12 protein-coding genes are annotated in these 13,667 nt (G+C 68.8%); 7 read left to right on the forward strand and 5 right to left on the reverse strand.

Annotated features, from left to right (window positions below):
* Positions 1 to 6: 6 nt before the first annotated feature.
* Both ACM9NP_RS10205 and ACM9NP_RS10210 read left to right on the forward strand, forming a co-directional pair.
* A complete protein-coding gene (locus ACM9NP_RS10205) occupies positions 7 to 1,167 on the forward strand; it encodes a glycosyltransferase family 4 protein (protein WP_415646398.1) in 1,161 nt (386 codons plus the stop codon).
* 38 nt (positions 1,168 to 1,205) lie between these two features.
* A complete protein-coding gene (locus ACM9NP_RS10210) occupies positions 1,206 to 1,688 on the forward strand; it encodes a hypothetical protein (protein ID WP_415646475.1) in 483 nt (160 codons plus the stop codon).
* A 44-nt stretch (positions 1,689 to 1,732) separates the two neighbouring features.
* Here the strand turns inward: ACM9NP_RS10210 and ACM9NP_RS10215 are convergent, their stop codons facing one another.
* The gene (locus tag ACM9NP_RS10215; protein WP_415646399.1) at positions 1,733 to 3,670 is read right to left on the reverse strand and encodes a glycosyltransferase family 4 protein; all 1,938 of its coding nucleotides are present in this window, start codon (positions 3,668 to 3,670) and stop codon (positions 1,733 to 1,735) included.
* Positions 3,671 to 3,943: 273 nt separating this feature from the next.
* Here ACM9NP_RS10215 and pdxS point away from each other — a divergent pair, with 273 nt between their 5' ends.
* Positions 3,944 to 4,852, forward strand: a complete 909-nt coding sequence (gene pdxS, locus ACM9NP_RS10220; RefSeq protein ID WP_415646400.1) for a pyridoxal 5'-phosphate synthase lyase subunit PdxS — start codon at positions 3,944 to 3,946, stop codon at positions 4,850 to 4,852.
* Between the two features lie 611 nt (positions 4,853 to 5,463).
* Here the strand turns inward: pdxS and ACM9NP_RS10225 are convergent.
* The 3 genes from ACM9NP_RS10225 to ACM9NP_RS10235 all read right to left on the reverse strand — a co-directional run bounded on the left by ACM9NP_RS10225 (position 5,464) and on the right by ACM9NP_RS10235 (position 7,097).
* Positions 5,464 to 5,976 carry a hypothetical protein gene (locus tag ACM9NP_RS10225; protein WP_415646401.1) on the reverse strand — a complete coding sequence of 171 codons (513 nt, stop codon included), beginning with the start codon at positions 5,974 to 5,976 and terminating at the stop codon, positions 5,464 to 5,466.
* A 222-nt stretch (positions 5,977 to 6,198) separates the two neighbouring features.
* Complete coding sequence (locus ACM9NP_RS10230; RefSeq protein ID WP_415646402.1) at positions 6,199 to 6,699, reverse strand: DinB family protein; 501 nt, start codon at positions 6,697 to 6,699, stop codon at positions 6,199 to 6,201.
* Positions 6,696 to 7,097, reverse strand: a complete 402-nt coding sequence (locus ACM9NP_RS10235) for a VOC family protein (RefSeq protein WP_415646403.1) — start codon at positions 7,095 to 7,097, stop codon at positions 6,696 to 6,698. Before ACM9NP_RS10235 ends, ACM9NP_RS10230 begins: the two co-directional genes overlap by 4 nt.
* A gap of 244 nt (positions 7,098 to 7,341) precedes the next feature.
* On the opposite strand from ACM9NP_RS10235, the gene ACM9NP_RS10240 reads away from it, so the two are divergent.
* Entirely contained in the window at positions 7,342 to 7,674 is a 333-nt protein-coding gene (locus ACM9NP_RS10240) for an isochorismatase family protein (protein ID WP_415646404.1), read from the forward strand.
* Between the two features lie 164 nt (positions 7,675 to 7,838).
* On the opposite strand, the gene ACM9NP_RS10245 is transcribed toward ACM9NP_RS10240, so the two are convergent.
* Positions 7,839 to 9,266, reverse strand: coding sequence for a KamA family radical SAM protein (locus ACM9NP_RS10245; RefSeq protein ID WP_415646405.1), 1,428 nt, complete (start codon positions 9,264 to 9,266; stop codon positions 7,839 to 7,841).
* A gap of 134 nt (positions 9,267 to 9,400) precedes the next feature.
* Between ACM9NP_RS10245 and kdd the strand changes: the two genes are divergently transcribed.
* The 3 genes from kdd to kamD are packed head-to-tail and all read left to right on the forward strand — an operon-like array spanning position 9,401 to position 13,645.
* Positions 9,401 to 10,462 (forward strand): L-erythro-3,5-diaminohexanoate dehydrogenase, encoded by a 1,062-nt coding sequence (gene kdd, locus ACM9NP_RS10250; RefSeq protein ID WP_415646406.1) that lies wholly within the window; start codon positions 9,401 to 9,403, stop codon positions 10,460 to 10,462.
* Between the two features lie 58 nt (positions 10,463 to 10,520).
* Positions 10,521 to 12,065: an amidohydrolase gene (locus tag ACM9NP_RS10255; RefSeq protein ID WP_415646407.1), complete on the forward strand. Its 1,545-nt coding sequence runs from the start codon at positions 10,521 to 10,523 to the stop codon at positions 12,063 to 12,065.
* On the forward strand, positions 12,062 to 13,645 hold the full coding sequence (kamD, locus tag ACM9NP_RS10260; RefSeq protein ID WP_415646408.1) for a lysine 5,6-aminomutase subunit alpha: 1,584 nt from the start codon (positions 12,062 to 12,064) through the stop codon (positions 13,643 to 13,645). The genes ACM9NP_RS10255 and kamD overlap by 4 nt, the downstream gene beginning before the upstream one ends.
* Positions 13,646 to 13,667: the final 22 nt, after the last annotated feature.

Here is a 13,667-nt window from a genome sequence, read left to right on the forward strand (position 1 = left end):
GCCCACGTGAGAATCGGAATAGTCAGCCCGTATTCCTTCTCCGTCCCCGGTGGCGTCCAAGGGCATATCCGTGACCTCGCGCAGACTCTCATCGGCCTCGGCCACCATGTCAGCGTCCTCGCTCCCGCCGAACACGACGACGAGCTGCCACCGTTCGTCGTCCCCGCTGGACGCGCGATCCCGGTGCCGTACAACGGTTCCGTCGCGCGCCTGTCATTCGGGCCGATCTCGGCCTCACGGGTACGTCGATGGATCAAACACGGCGCCTTCGACGTGCTCCACGTCCACGAGCCGCTCTCGCCAAGCCTGTCGCTGCTGGCCTGCGCCGCGTCCTCCGGACCGGTCGTCGCCACCTTCCACACCGCGATCACCCGCTCGCGGACCCTGTTGGCGGGCAAGGGTGTCGCCCAACTCGTCCTCGAACGCATCGCCGCTCGCATCGCCGTCAGCGCGTCGGCCCGCCGTGTGCAGGTCGAGCACCTCGGCGGCGGCGCCGTCGAGATCCCCAACGGCGTCATCGTCGACCAGTTCGCGGCCGCCGAACCCCTCGACGGTTGGCCCGGTCCTGACGGCGCCATCGGCTTCGTCGGTCGCTTCACCGAGCCGCGCAAGGGTTTCCCGATCCTGTGCGACGCGTTCGTCGCCCTCGCCCGTTCCCGCCCCGGTCTGCGGCTGCTGGTGCTCGGCCCCGGCGAACAGGCCGAGGCACTGCGTGGCGTCCCACCCGACGTCGCGCAGCGGATCGTCTTCCTCGGCATGGCCGACGACGTCACGAAGGCCCGCATGCTTCGCAGCGTCACCGCCTACATCGCGCCCAACACCGGCGGCGAGTCCTTCGGGATGATCCTCACCGAGGCGATGTCGGCCGGAACCCCCGTCATCGCCAGCGACATCGACGCCTTTCGACGCGTCCTCGCCGACGGCACGGCGGGCGCGCTCTTCCCAGTCGGGGACGCGACCGCGCTCGCCGACACGATCGACGCCCTGCTGTCCGATCCCCAACGCATGGCGGGCCTCGTGGCGCGAGCCGACGAGATCGTCACGGACTACGACTGGCGCTTCGTCGCGGAATGGGTGCTCGACGTCTACCACGCCGCCATCGAGGCGACCGGTTCCGCCGTCACGGCGGGCGACACCGAACTCAGCAGGCAATTGGAGACCACGTGACCGCGACGACGGTCACCGCGGACATAGGACAGACGGACATGTGGTGGTTGGTCGGCACGATCCTGTTGGTGGCGGTCCTGGCCGCGTACGTCACGTGGATCGCGACACGGCTCGAACGTCTGCACACGCGAGCGGCGGACGCCTCGGCCGCGCTCGTCGCCAAGCTCAACCAGCGAGCGGAGACCGCCCTGTCGCTCGCGGACACCCGCCGGGACGTGCTCGGCGGTCACACTGATGCGCTCCGGGTCGCCGCCTTCGCGACCCTGGACGCACTCCCACCCGAACGCGAACCCGCCGAGAACGACCTGACGAGGGTCCTGCGACAGCTACCGCTGGCCGACGGCGACCCCGCCTGGGACGCGGTCCGCAAGATGAACCGTCGCGTCGCGATCGCCAAACAGGTGCATACGGACGTCGTCCGGGACGCGCTCGCCGTTCGTGACCGACGGATGGTGCGCATGCTGCGGCTCAACCGAAAGCTCGACCGGCCACTTTACTTCAACATGGACGATCCGAGCTGACCTCGCTGGCGGTTCGGTCCGGCGACGTCCGCCCGATCCTTGGCCTAATCCGCCTCGGTGACCTTGATGGACAGTTGATTGTCAATCGCGAAGTACGGCTTGACTCGCAGCGCCCGACCGCTGCCGACGCCGACGCGTTCCGGGAATCGGTGGGTGTTCTTGCGCAGCGCCACGTCGTCGAAGACCTTGCCGACACGGATTCCGGCTGACTCGGGATCGAAGGAGAGCCGCAGATCCCACAGGCCCGCGCCGCCGCCGTCCGCCAGAGTGAGCGCGTCCGTGTCCACCTCGACGCTGAAACCGTCGTCGTCGGTGGTGGTTGTGAGGGCGTGTACTCGGCTCGGATCGGTGCGCAGGGTCGCGGTGCCCGTCGCGGTGCCCTTCGGCAGTCCCGGGCCGAGGAGACGCCCCGTCACCCGCAGCCGGGCTTCGTGCCAGGACACCGACGTGACCTCGGCGAACCAGTCACGTCGCCACACCCGCACCAGGAGCGCGCCCGTTCCCGGTTCCGCGTAGGGAACGACGATCCCGGTCGTGTCGGCGCGCGCGCCCGCTCGGGTGAGGGCCCGGCTGTCGACGCGCCCGGCCGTCACGGGGGCACCGTCGCGGAGCACGGTCCAGACGCCTTCGTCGAGGTCGTCGAGGTTGACGAAGGCGGCACCGTCGGCCCCGGTCGGTGTCACGGTCGTTTCCGCTTGAGCGAGGCTCAACCGATCGGCGGGGCCCGCCAGTCGCAGCGTCGACATGTCGACGCTGTGGCAGTCGAGCGCGCTGTCGGGGCTCGTCGCCCGGCTCGCGGCGTCGAGGGCCGGACCGGTGTCGGTGCGTTCTCGCGCGCTGAGACGGCTCTCGAACAGCGCGGCGTACTCCGCGCCGATGCGCGCGGGCGTGTACCGCTTCGCGTGTTCCCGGGCGGCCGCGCCCATCGCCCGCCGTTGCTCCTCGTTCTCGATGAGGCCGCGCAGGGCCTTCGCGAAGGCCTCGACATCCCCGGGCGGTGTCAACAGGCCCGTGACGCCGCTGTCGATGATCTCGGGGGGCCCGTAGGGGCATGCCGTCGAGACGACCGGAAGTCCGCAACCCATGGCTTCGACGATGGTGAGACCGAAGGACTCGATCTCGGAGGTGACGGCCGCGATCGAACCCTTCACCCATTCGGCGTCGATCGGCGTGTAGGTGCCCATGAGTTGGACGGAGTCGTGGAGACCGCGACCCTCGACGAGCGTACGCAGGGTCTTGGTCTCCCGGCCGTGGCCGTAGATGCGCAGTGTCCACTCCGGATGTTCGGTGTGGACCATCGCGAAGGCGTCGATGAGCAGGTCGTACCGCTTGATCTTCTCGATCCGGCCGGCCGCGATGATCGTTCGGGCCGTCACGTCGCTCGGCGGCAGCGACGTCGCCGGGATCGAGTTCGGGATGAAGTGCACGTTCGCCGCGATGCGGGGCATACGTTTGCGGTAGCTGTCGGCGTCCGTGGACGACACCGTCGTCACCGCGTCGAGGCCGCGGTACGCGCGGTACAGCTTGCGTTCGAGGCGTCGCCCGTGCCGGTCGAGGAACAGGTGTTCCTGTCCGATCTTGACGAGACCTGCGGGGGCGTGGGCCGCGATCGCGATGTTGAGCCCCGGTCGGGTCCCGACGATGACGTCGGCGTCGCAGCCGCGCAGGTACTCGATGATGCGCTCGTCGGCGTACCTGCTGTACTGCGGGTGTCGGGGCTCCGTCTTCGGGAAGAGCCGGGAGGGTTTCGCGGCGAGCCGGGCGTCCGTCCCCGTCAGGGCCGGCGCGGTCTTGCGGGTGTCGACGAGGACGACGACCTTGATTCGCGGGTCCACGGAGAACAGGGGTTCCTCGCGGCGCCGGAAGACGGTGGCTATCTCGACCTCGTGTCCGAGATCGGCCAGCGCCTCGGCGGTGTTGAGGGTCGTTTTGATCGTCCCGCCGATGTTGTACAGCGAGTGGACGAGGAAGCTGATCTTCACCGAGCACCTTTACGTCGACGGGGCCGCCGGGCGTGGGAGTCGCGAAGACCATGTGGCGGCAGGGAATCGGGGCCGTCAGCCTATCTCCGAGTCGGCGTGGCCGCGCAAGCGCCGCACCGGGTGGACGGGGGAGTCCCGGCTCCAGTGTGAGTGACCCCACGCCGCCGTGTCTGACCTGCGCGTCGAGGGTCACAACCGCTGTTGAGTGGCGTGGGTCTCGCCGTACGATGGAGGCGTTGATCATCCCTCACGTACGCAAGGAGCGGGCTCGGCGTGACGAACAACCAGACCACCAACGAGAGCACCACGGGGACGGCCCGGGTCAAGCGCGGCATGGCGGACATGCTCAAGGGCGGCGTCATCATGGACGTCGTCACGCCTGACCAGGCGAAGATCGCGGAAGACGCGGGCGCCGTCGCCGTCATGGCGTTGGAGCGAGTCCCCGCCGACATCCGTGTCGAGGGCGGCGTGTCGCGGATGAGCGACCCGGACATGATCGACGGCATCATCGAGGCCGTGTCGATTCCGGTCATGGCGAAGGCCCGGATCGGTCACTTCGTCGAGGCGCAGGTCCTGCAGGCCATCGGCGTCGACTACATCGACGAGTCCGAGGTGCTGACGCCCGCGGACGAGGCGAACCACATCGACAAGTGGCCGTTCACCATTCCGTTCGTGTGCGGCGCGACGAACCTCGGCGAAGCGCTCCGGCGCATCAGCGAGGGCGCGGCGATGATTCGGTCGAAGGGTGAGGCGGGCACGGGCAACGTCGTCGAGGCGACTCGTCACATGCGCCAGATCCGCTCCGACATCAAGCGTTTGTCGACTTTGGACGAGGCCGAGCTGTACGGTGCCGCGAAGGAACTGCGCGCCCCGTTCGAGCTGGTCGCCGAGGTCGCCCAGGCGGGCAAGCTTCCCGTCGTGCTGTTCACCGCCGGTGGCATCGCGACCCCGGCGGACGCGGCGATGATGATGCAGCTGGGCGCCGAGGGTGTCTTCGTCGGCTCGGGCATCTTCAAGTCGGGCGACCCGGTGAAGCGCGCGGCCGCGATCGTGAAGGCGACGGCCTTCTACGACGACGCGGACGTCATCGCGAAGGAGTCGCGTGGTCTAGGTGAGGCGATGGTCGGCTTGAACGTCGACACGCTGCCCGAGTCGCAGCAGTTCGCCAAGCGCGGCTGGTGACAACCAGGACATGAAANGCGNGGCCGGTCGGACGCAGGAGACTTCCGAGCACGGCCGCCGCCAGCACGAGGCCGATGACGGAGCCGAGGGTGTTGCCGACCTGAACGCTGAAGAGCGCGTTCAGGTAGTTGAGGATCATCAGCACCTCGGCGACGATCGTCGCGTAGAGAGTCCATTTGCGCCCCTGCTTGAGGGTTGCGGCGCAGACGCCGATCAGCACGGTCATCGCGATGGCGACGAAACCGAGGACGAGCACGACCGCGGCGCCGGCGACGAAGCCGACGGAGAGCAGCGCGGCGAGGCCCAGCAGGAACAGCGCGCTACCGAGCACGCCGAATCCGAATTGGACCCACATGATGACGCGTGCGGCGCTGAGTTCCTTGGGCAGGGTCGCTGGTGCCTGGGGGGCGGGGTAGGTCATGGCTTTCCTTGTCGATGAAAGGCGGCGCGGGCCGCACGTCGCGTCTCGTCGCCGATACGAGACTGGGGCTGCATCATGCTAGACATACCGTCGGACAATGGCATGTCTGTTTTGTCTGCTCACGAGCCTTCCGGCCGAATAGGACCGTGATTGTTGATCAATCGATATGTGTTCGATGTCTACTCGCCGGTCACGGCCGGGTTGACGACGTTTCGCGGGGCTGGAAGTGTCGGCGGCTGGCCGGGTGCGTCAGGCAGCCGAGCGTGATGAGGGCCAGGGCCAGGAGCGAGAGCGCCCCGGGAAGGAACTGGGACAGCAGGTGGCCGAAGGTCGACGTCCTGAACAGGAGGCCGTCCGCGATCGCGTAAGCGTAGTGTCCGATAAGGATCAGTTCGATGGCCATCGCTCCGTGGAAGGCGCCGCGTCGACCCCGCTTCAGTCCTCGGAGGCAGACCACGAACGCGACCGCCATCGCGAGCGAGATGAACGGGACGGTGAGGATGACGGAAACGGCGAGGTCCTCGAGACTCAGCACGATGAGACCGAGGGTTCCGTAGAACATGCTGACGAAGACGACGGCCGCGGCGAAGGCGAGCCCCGCCTGGAGGTCGGCGACGGCGGGGGCGGAGCGCAGCGGGGCGACTGCGATCGCGAGCAACGGCAGAACGTAAGCGGTCCAGCCGATCCCGTATTGCGTCCACATGAGAGTCTTTGTGATGTGGACCGTTCTCGGTAGAGGCGCGACGTGGACGGGGGTGGTCTCGACCATGACGCGTCTCTTCTCGGGGCGGCGATCGGCGGCACGCCGTCGCGATGGTGTCTCGCCGCCGGTCGCGAAACGGGTTCGTCGAATCGTACCGAGCCCGCCCATCGGGGGCGGCGCCCTGTGCGGGCCGTCGTACATCGGTGGGCGCCGTCCTCGATCTCAGGTCAGGATCATCCAGCGTCGACCGTCGATGAGTTCGCGCGCCGCGTCGAGATGCCCTGCGTGGCAGGCGGTCTCGGTGATGACGTGCAGCAGGACGTCCCGCAGGGTGTGCAGATGCGGGTCTCCGAAGAGGTCGTGCGGCCACCAGGCCAGCGGCGCGTCCGCGTCGACATCCGTGACGGCCGCGTCGGAGAGCGCCGTCTCCTCGCGATAACGGTCGAGGACGTCCGAACCGGATGTACCGGGGCGCACGCGCCACGCGTCCTCCTCGTCGCCCAGCGCCGCGATCACGTCGGGGTCGCCGAGTAGTACCGCGCGGAACCAGAAGCGCTCGACGTCGAGCGCGAGGTGTTGGACGAGCCCCGCGCAACTCCACCCGGATGGCAGGACGGGGCGGGCGAGCCCTTCGTCGTCGAGGCCGTCGAGTATCCCGAGTACGTGGCGGCGCTGTCCGTTGAGGACGGACAGGAGCTTGAGCACCTCCGGCGCGGTGCTCACTGGGCGATCTCCCAGATGTGGCCGCCGGGGTCGCGGAAGCTGGCGGTTCGGATGCCCCAGGGTCGGTCCATCGGACCGTTCAGCAGCGTCACGCCCCGGGCGGCCAGCGTCGCGCACATGGCGTCCACATCCGCCACCGGAATCGTGAACTGGGCCCGCGCCCCGGCGTCGGGACCGGCGACCGGCGCGGGCTCGATCAGCTCGGGCGCTTCGGTCGCGGCGAGCAGGTTGATGATCGTGTTCCCGAAGTCGAACACCGCCGACGCGTCGTTCTCGAAAGTCACCGGAAGGTCGAAGACCTCGCGGTAGAACCGTTTCGTGGCGGCGAGATCCTCCACGAACAGGGTGATGGCGCTGATCGGCGCGGGCCACACGGGGCCGCTCGTCTCGTCGGTCATCGTCACAGCATGCGCCGTGGGTACGACAAATCAGGGCGGGACGGGCGGATGGTGTCGCCCGTGTGGCCGCGACGGCCGCCACGCAGAGTGAACCCCACTTGGCCGTTCTCGGTGGCGGAGAACGGATCGACCCATCGACGTCTTCGTACGCGCGTGCGGCCCGTTGCGATGACGAGTGCATTTCTCCTGATCGACGCCCAACGCAGCATGCTGACCGGTTCCCCCCGTCGTCGACGCCGAGGCCGTGGCCCGGTGGCTCGGGTCGTTGCTGGAGCGGGCTCGGGCGGCCGGTGTCCCGGTCGTCCACGCGCACAACGACCGGAGTCCCGGTCATCCCGACGAGCCGGGCACGGACGGCTGGCGGCCGTTCTTCCCGCCGCAGGTCGGCGAGCGCGTTGTCCATAAAGTTCAGATGGACGTCGTCGCGGCGAACCCGGACCTTGGGAAGACGCTGACGGACTCCGGTGTCACCAAGTTCGTGATTGCGGGAATGCAGACGGAGCACTGCCTCCGCGCCGCGACGCTCGCGGCGCGGATTCACCGCGATGGCCGTGTCCGACGCCCACTCCACCTATGACGATGCCGAGCCGGTCGCCGTCACCGTCGCCGCCACAACACCGAACTCGCCGAGCGGCGCGCGACGCTCACGCCCACCGTGTTCGATCGTCTTCTGATCCCGTCACATGACGGAGGGCCGCACGTCATCACGACGTACGGCCCTTCGCGGTGTTCGTGGACCCGTCAGGTGTTCGCTGCGCGCGACCGTGCTGCGGCGAGGTCGCCTTCGGCGGCGACGGTCTCGGGCGCGTGCTGCTCGCGCCACCACTTCTGGCCGGCCTCGGGGAGCGTGTCGATCGGGTCGTAGTACGGGTACTCGCGGGTCAACGCGTCGACGTCGTCCTTCTCGATCGAGGTGCGGTAGTTCTTCGTCCAGTACGAGATACCGCGCTCGTCGTCGTAGCGGCCCAGCTGGTGGACCCAGCGCTTTCCGACGAACGGGACGTCGCAGATGATGCGCGGCGTCGCGTAGCCGGGCAGGTAACCCATGATCGCGGTCTGCAGGTCCTGGGCCTGGCCGACGGACGTCCGCCAGTGCTCGGAGTTCGGGATCATGTCGCACATGTAGAAGTAGTACGGCAGGATGTTCGCCTCGCCTTGGAGCGCGAAGCAGAGGTCCAGCAGGGCTTCCGGAGTGTCGTTGACGCCCCGCATGAGCACGCCCTGGTTGCGGACGTCGCGGACGCCGGCGTCGAGCATGGCACGGGCCGCGCGGGCGACCGTCGGCGTGACGGACTGGACGTGGTTGACGTGGGTGTGGATCGCGAGGTTGACTCCGCGCTCGCGGGCGGTCGACGCGATGCGTCCCATGCCTTCCACGACGTCGTCCTGGAGCCAGTGCTGCGGCAGGCCCATGAGCGCCTTCGTCGCGAGCCGAATGTCGCGAATGGAGTCGATGTCGAGGAGGCGCCCGAGGAAGTTCTCGAGGTTCTTCCACGGCACGTTCGCCACGTCGCCACCGGAGACGACGACGTCGCGCACGCCCGGGTTCGCCTCGAGGTACTCGATCATCGCGTCATAGCGGACGGTCGGCTTCAGCTTGAGTTTCAGCTTGTCGATCGTCGGCGTCGAGTTGCCGACGAGGTCCATGCGCGTGCAGTGTCCGCAGTACTGCGGACAGGTCGACAGCAGCTCGGCGAGCACCTTGGTCGGGTAGCGGTGGGTCAAGCCCTCCGCGACCCACATGTCGTGCTCGTGCAGCGAGTCACGGGTGGCGAAGGGGTGGGACGGCCAATCGGCGCGGCGGTCGGAGTACACCGGCAGCATGTAGCGGCGGATCGGGTCGGCGTAGTAGGCGTCCGTCCACGAGCCCGCCGCGGTGCTGTCCAAGGTGGGGGCGATCGTGTTCAGCATCTGGGGAGGCAACAGCATCGACATGGTGGCGCGCTGCTCGCCGTCCTTGGCCAGATCGTCGTAGAAGGCGTCGGATACGCGGTCTCCCAAGACTTTGCGCATCTGATTGACGTTCTTGACGCAATTGACCCGCTGCCATTGAGCGTTGCCCCAGTCGGCCTCGCTGACGTCGGCCCAGCCGGGAAAACGTCGCCAATCGGGTTCGACGAGTTCACGTCGCGCGTACTCGTACGGCTGCCCGGACTCCATGCTCGCCATCCCTGCCACCTTACCTTAGATTTCACTGCCTTGGCGGAACAATAGCGGAAGAATTGCCAATGTCAAGCTACCCTACGGGAGAATTTTCGGCTATTCTCGCGGCCAAACCCATAATTCGCCGGAGGACCACCGACATGGCACAGCCGCCACCTTCACCCATCGGCCTGCACCGCGTGCTCGAACCGCACGGAGTTCTGCCGCAAGCCGCGTACCGCCTCGACGCCACGGCGCCGACGACGGCCGACGAGGTGCGCATCGACGTGGAACGGCTCAACCTCGACGCGGCGTCCTTCCGACAGCTGCACTCGGCGCACAACGGTGACGGCGCCGCGATTCGGGGAGCCGTCCTCGACATCATCGGCGAGCGCGGGAAGATGCACAACCCCGTGACCGGCTCCGGCGGCATGCTGATCGGCACCGTTGCCGAGGTCGGTCCCGACTCGCCCCTCGGCCTGTCGGTCGGGGATCGGGTCGCGACGCTCGTCTCCTTGACTCTCACTCCTCTCATCGTGCACGACGAACTGCGTGAATGGGACGGTCTGTCCGAGCAGGTTCCATGTTCCGCGACGGCGACGTTGTTCGCGCGGTCCATCGCGGCCGTGCTCCCGCCGGATCTGCCGGCCGAACTGGCGCTCGCCGTCTTCGACGTGTGCGGGGCGCCCGCGCTGACCTCACGAATCGTCACCCGTCACCGCGAGCTCCGGGGTCGCGCCGCGACCGTCGCGGTCCTCGGTGCGGCGGGTAAGAGCGGCAGCCTGTCCCTGGCGGCGGCGCGCGACGCCGGTGCCATCTCGACCCTCGGTGTCGTGCGCGACGAGAACGAGCGGCGCGGTCTCACGGCGTCCGGGCTCGCCGACGACGTCGTGATCGCCGACGCGACCGACGCGGTGGGCGTTTCGGCCGCCGTCACCGCGGCCCTCGGCGCGCGTGCCGACGTGACGGTCGTGTGCGTCGACGTGCCCGGCTGCGAGCACGGCGCGATCCTGTCCACGAACGATGGTGGGACGGTCGTGTTCTTCTCGATGGCGACGTCGTTCCCCGCCGCCGCGCTCGGGGCGGAAGGGCTCGCCGCCGACGTGGAGATGTTGATCGGCAACGGTTACACGCCCGGTCACGCGGAGTACGCGCTCAACCTGCTGCGCAAGGATTCGGCGATCCGCGACATGTTCGAGCGGCGTTTGAGGGCGGAGGCGTGATGCCGTCGGAGTGTCGGCCGGGGGCCGACCGGCGTCGGTCGGAAGGCACAATCGCGCTATGACGACCTCGCACAGCACCTTGTACCGGGGCGGGCACGTACTCAGCCCCGCCTATCCGACCGCGACCGCGATCGCCTTCACCGGCGGGCTGATCACCTGGATCGGGTCCGATGAGGACGCGCCGTCCGCCGACGTCACGGTCGACCTCGACGGTTGTCTGATGACTCCCGCGTTCATGGACGCGCACGTCCACCTGACGTCGACGGGTTCGGCGCTGTCCGGCCCGACGCTCGCCGAGGCCCGCAACGCGACCGACATGCTCGACCGCGTCGCGGAGGCCGTCGTCGACCTCCCGAAGACCGCGATCGTCATCGGAGCCGGTTGGGACGAGACGGAATGGACCGACCCGGCCCTGCCGACGCCCGAGCAGATCGCCCGCGCCGTCGGAGGTCGTCGCGCCTACCTGAGTCGGACGTGCGGTCACACCGGTATCGCCTCACCGGCGCTGCTGTTGGAGAACCCGGACCTCGCGGGCCTGGAGGGTTACAGCGACACCGGCGTCCTGCGGTTGTACGCGCACCGGACCGCGCGCAGCGTCGCCGGATCGTCCATTCCCGACGAACAGCGGACCGACTGGCAGCGCATCGCGTTGCGGCACGCCGCGTCCCTGGGGCTGGCCGCGCTGTGCGAGTGCGGCATGCCCTCCGAGGGCACGAGCATCGGCGAGAAGGACTTCACCGGTCTGCTGGCCCTGTCGAAGGCCGAACCGCTGCCGCGCGTGCTCGGATACTGGGGAGAACTGTGCGCCGCCGTGAAGGCGCGCGACCTCGGCGCGCACGCCTGCGGCGGTGACCTGTCCGTCGATGGTTCGATCGGCGCGCACACCGCCGCGCTGCGGGACCGCTACATCGACGAGGACACCTCCGGGCACGCCTACCTCAGCGCGTCTGATGTGGAGCAGCACATCATCAACTGCGCCGGTCACGGCATGCAGGGCGGCTTCCACGCGATCGGCGACCAGGCGATCGCCAACGTCATCGCGGGCGTCGCCGCCGCCGCGCAGATCCTCGGCATCGAGGCCGTCCGCGCCGGACGGCACCGCGTCGAGCACGCCGAGATGCTCGACAAGCAACTGATCGCGGGCTTCGTCGCCTTCGGTCTGTACGCGAGCGTGCAGCCGTCGTTCGACGCCCGGTGGGGCGGCGCGGACAAGATGTACTCCACGCGGCTGGGCACCGAACGCGCCCTCGCGTCGAACCCCTTCGGCTCGCTCGCGGGCGTCGGTGTTCCACTCGCGCTGGGTTCGGACACCCCGGTCACCCCGCTCGATCCGTGGGGCGGCGTCGCCGCCGCCGCGTACCACCACAACCCAACGCAGCGGCTGTCCGTCAACGCCGCGTTCGCCGCCCACACCCGAGGCGGCTGGCGCTCAACCGGTGACGACTCGACCGGCGTCCTGGCGCCGGGCAGCGCCGCGACCTTCGCCGTGTGGGATCGCCGCGAGGCCGGGCTTCCCGACCTCGCTGACGGGGCGCCCGCGCCACGTTGCCGTCGTACCGTGCTTGACGGAACAGTCATTTTCGATGAGGAGACAGTCATATGACCCAGCCGGCTCGGCTGCCGTTGGACGCCGACACGATCACGCGCGCCCGCTCACTGGCGCGCCGCGCGGGACAGCCGGTCGTCGACATCGCCCGCAGCCACACCACCGTGGCCGTCGAACGCGCGATGCTGCGGCTCGCCGGGCTGGCGGGGGCCGACCCCGACGGCATTCCGTGGGTGAACCGGCTGCTCGACGCGGTGCGTGAGCAGGTCGGGATCTCCCACGGGGCCGCCCTCCCGGTGTTCGGCGCGATGATCGCCGACGGCCACCCGGACCTGACCCTGTTGGCGCACAAGGCCGCCGCGGGCGCCGTCCAGTTCACGATTCCCACGGGCAAGGACGCCGAGGCCGCGCGCGAACTGTCCCGACGGGCCGTCGCGGGCGGCATCGCCCGCATCGACGCGGCCCGCGCCGAACGGGACGGGATGGTCACCGAGATCGGCGACCCGCCGCAACGGCCCTGGATCTACCTCATCGTCGCCACCGGCGACATCTACGAGGACATTCCGCAGGCCCAGGCCGCCGCCCGCGCCGGTGCCGACGTCATCGCCGTCATCCGCTCCACCGGACAGTCCCTCCTGGACTATGTCCCGGAGGGCGCGACCCGCGAGGGCTTCGCCGGAACATACGCGACGGGCGAGAACTTCCGCCTCATGCGTGCCGCGCTCGACGAGACCTCGCGCGAACTCGGTCGGTACATCCGTCTCACGAACTACGCGTCCGGGCTGTGCATGCCGGAGATCGCCGCGCTCGCGGGGATGCACCGGCTCGACATGATGCTCAACGACTCGATGTACGGCATCCTCTTCCGCGACATCAACCCGATCCGCACCTTCGTGGACCAGCGGATCTCGCGGCAGATCCACGCCCGCGCCGGAATCATCATCAACACGGGCGAGGACAACTACCTCACCACCGCGGACGCCGTGGAGGCCGCGCACACCGTCACCGTGTCGCAGCTGCTCAACGAGTTCTTCGCGCATGAGGCCGGACTGCCGGACGAACTGCTCGGCCTCGGGCACGCGTTCGAGATCAACCCCGACCTCAAGGACTCGTTCCGCATGGAACTGGCGCACGCGATGCTCGCGCGCCAACTGTTCCCCGACGCGCCGCTGAAGTGGATGCCCCCGACCCGGCACATGACGGGGGACGTCTTCATGGGCAACCTGCTCGACGGCTTCTTCAACCTGGCGGGCGCGATGACGGGGCAGGGCATCCTGCTCGTCGGCATGATGACCGAAGCGGTCGTCACGCCGTGGCTGTCGGACCGCGACGTCGCCCTGCAGAACGTCCGTTACGTGCTCAACGCCTGCGGCGGTCTGGTGGAGGACTTCCATCCGCCGGCCGACGGCTTCATCGCCGGCCGCGCGACGCAGGTCCTCGGCGAGGCCGTCGAACTGCTCGAGAAGATCGTCGACGACGGTCTCCTCAACGCGATCGCGGACGGCACCTTCGGCATCATGAAGCGCCCCGCCGACGCCGGTCGCGGGCTCGACGGCGTCGAGGAGCACGCCGACGACTACTACAACCCCGCCAGCGATCTCCTTGAGAACCCTCGGGAAGTGCTTGAGGGGGAGTGAGGTTCGTGTCAGGTGCAGCATC

The organism is Stackebrandtia soli, from assembly GCF_965137155.1.
Lineage (GTDB): Bacteria > Actinomycetota > Actinomycetes > Mycobacteriales > Micromonosporaceae > Stackebrandtia > Stackebrandtia soli.

Bases quoted from the DNA above. Each gene is read 5' to 3' on its own strand.
- ACM9NP_RS10210 (WP_415646475.1), top strand. From the start codon at position 1,206: ATGTGGTGGTTGGTCGGCACGATCCTGTTGGTGGCGGTCCTGGCCGCG.
- ACM9NP_RS10225 (WP_415646401.1), bottom strand. From the start codon at position 5,976: ATGTGGACGCAATACGGGATCGGCTGGACCGCTTACGTTCTGCCGTTG.
- ACM9NP_RS10235 (WP_415646403.1), bottom strand. From the start codon at position 7,097: ATGACCGACGAGACGAGCGGCCCCGTGTGGCCCGCGCCGATCAGCGCC.
- ACM9NP_RS10245 (WP_415646405.1), bottom strand. From the start codon at position 9,266: ATGGCGAGCATGGAGTCCGGGCAGCCGTACGAGTACGCGCGACGTGAA.
- kdd (WP_415646406.1), top strand. From the start codon at position 9,401: ATGGCACAGCCGCCACCTTCACCCATCGGCCTGCACCGCGTGCTCGAA.
- ACM9NP_RS10255 (WP_415646407.1), top strand. From the start codon at position 10,521: ATGACGACCTCGCACAGCACCTTGTACCGGGGCGGGCACGTACTCAGC.
- kamD (WP_415646408.1), top strand. From the start codon at position 12,062: ATGACCCAGCCGGCTCGGCTGCCGTTGGACGCCGACACGATCACGCGC.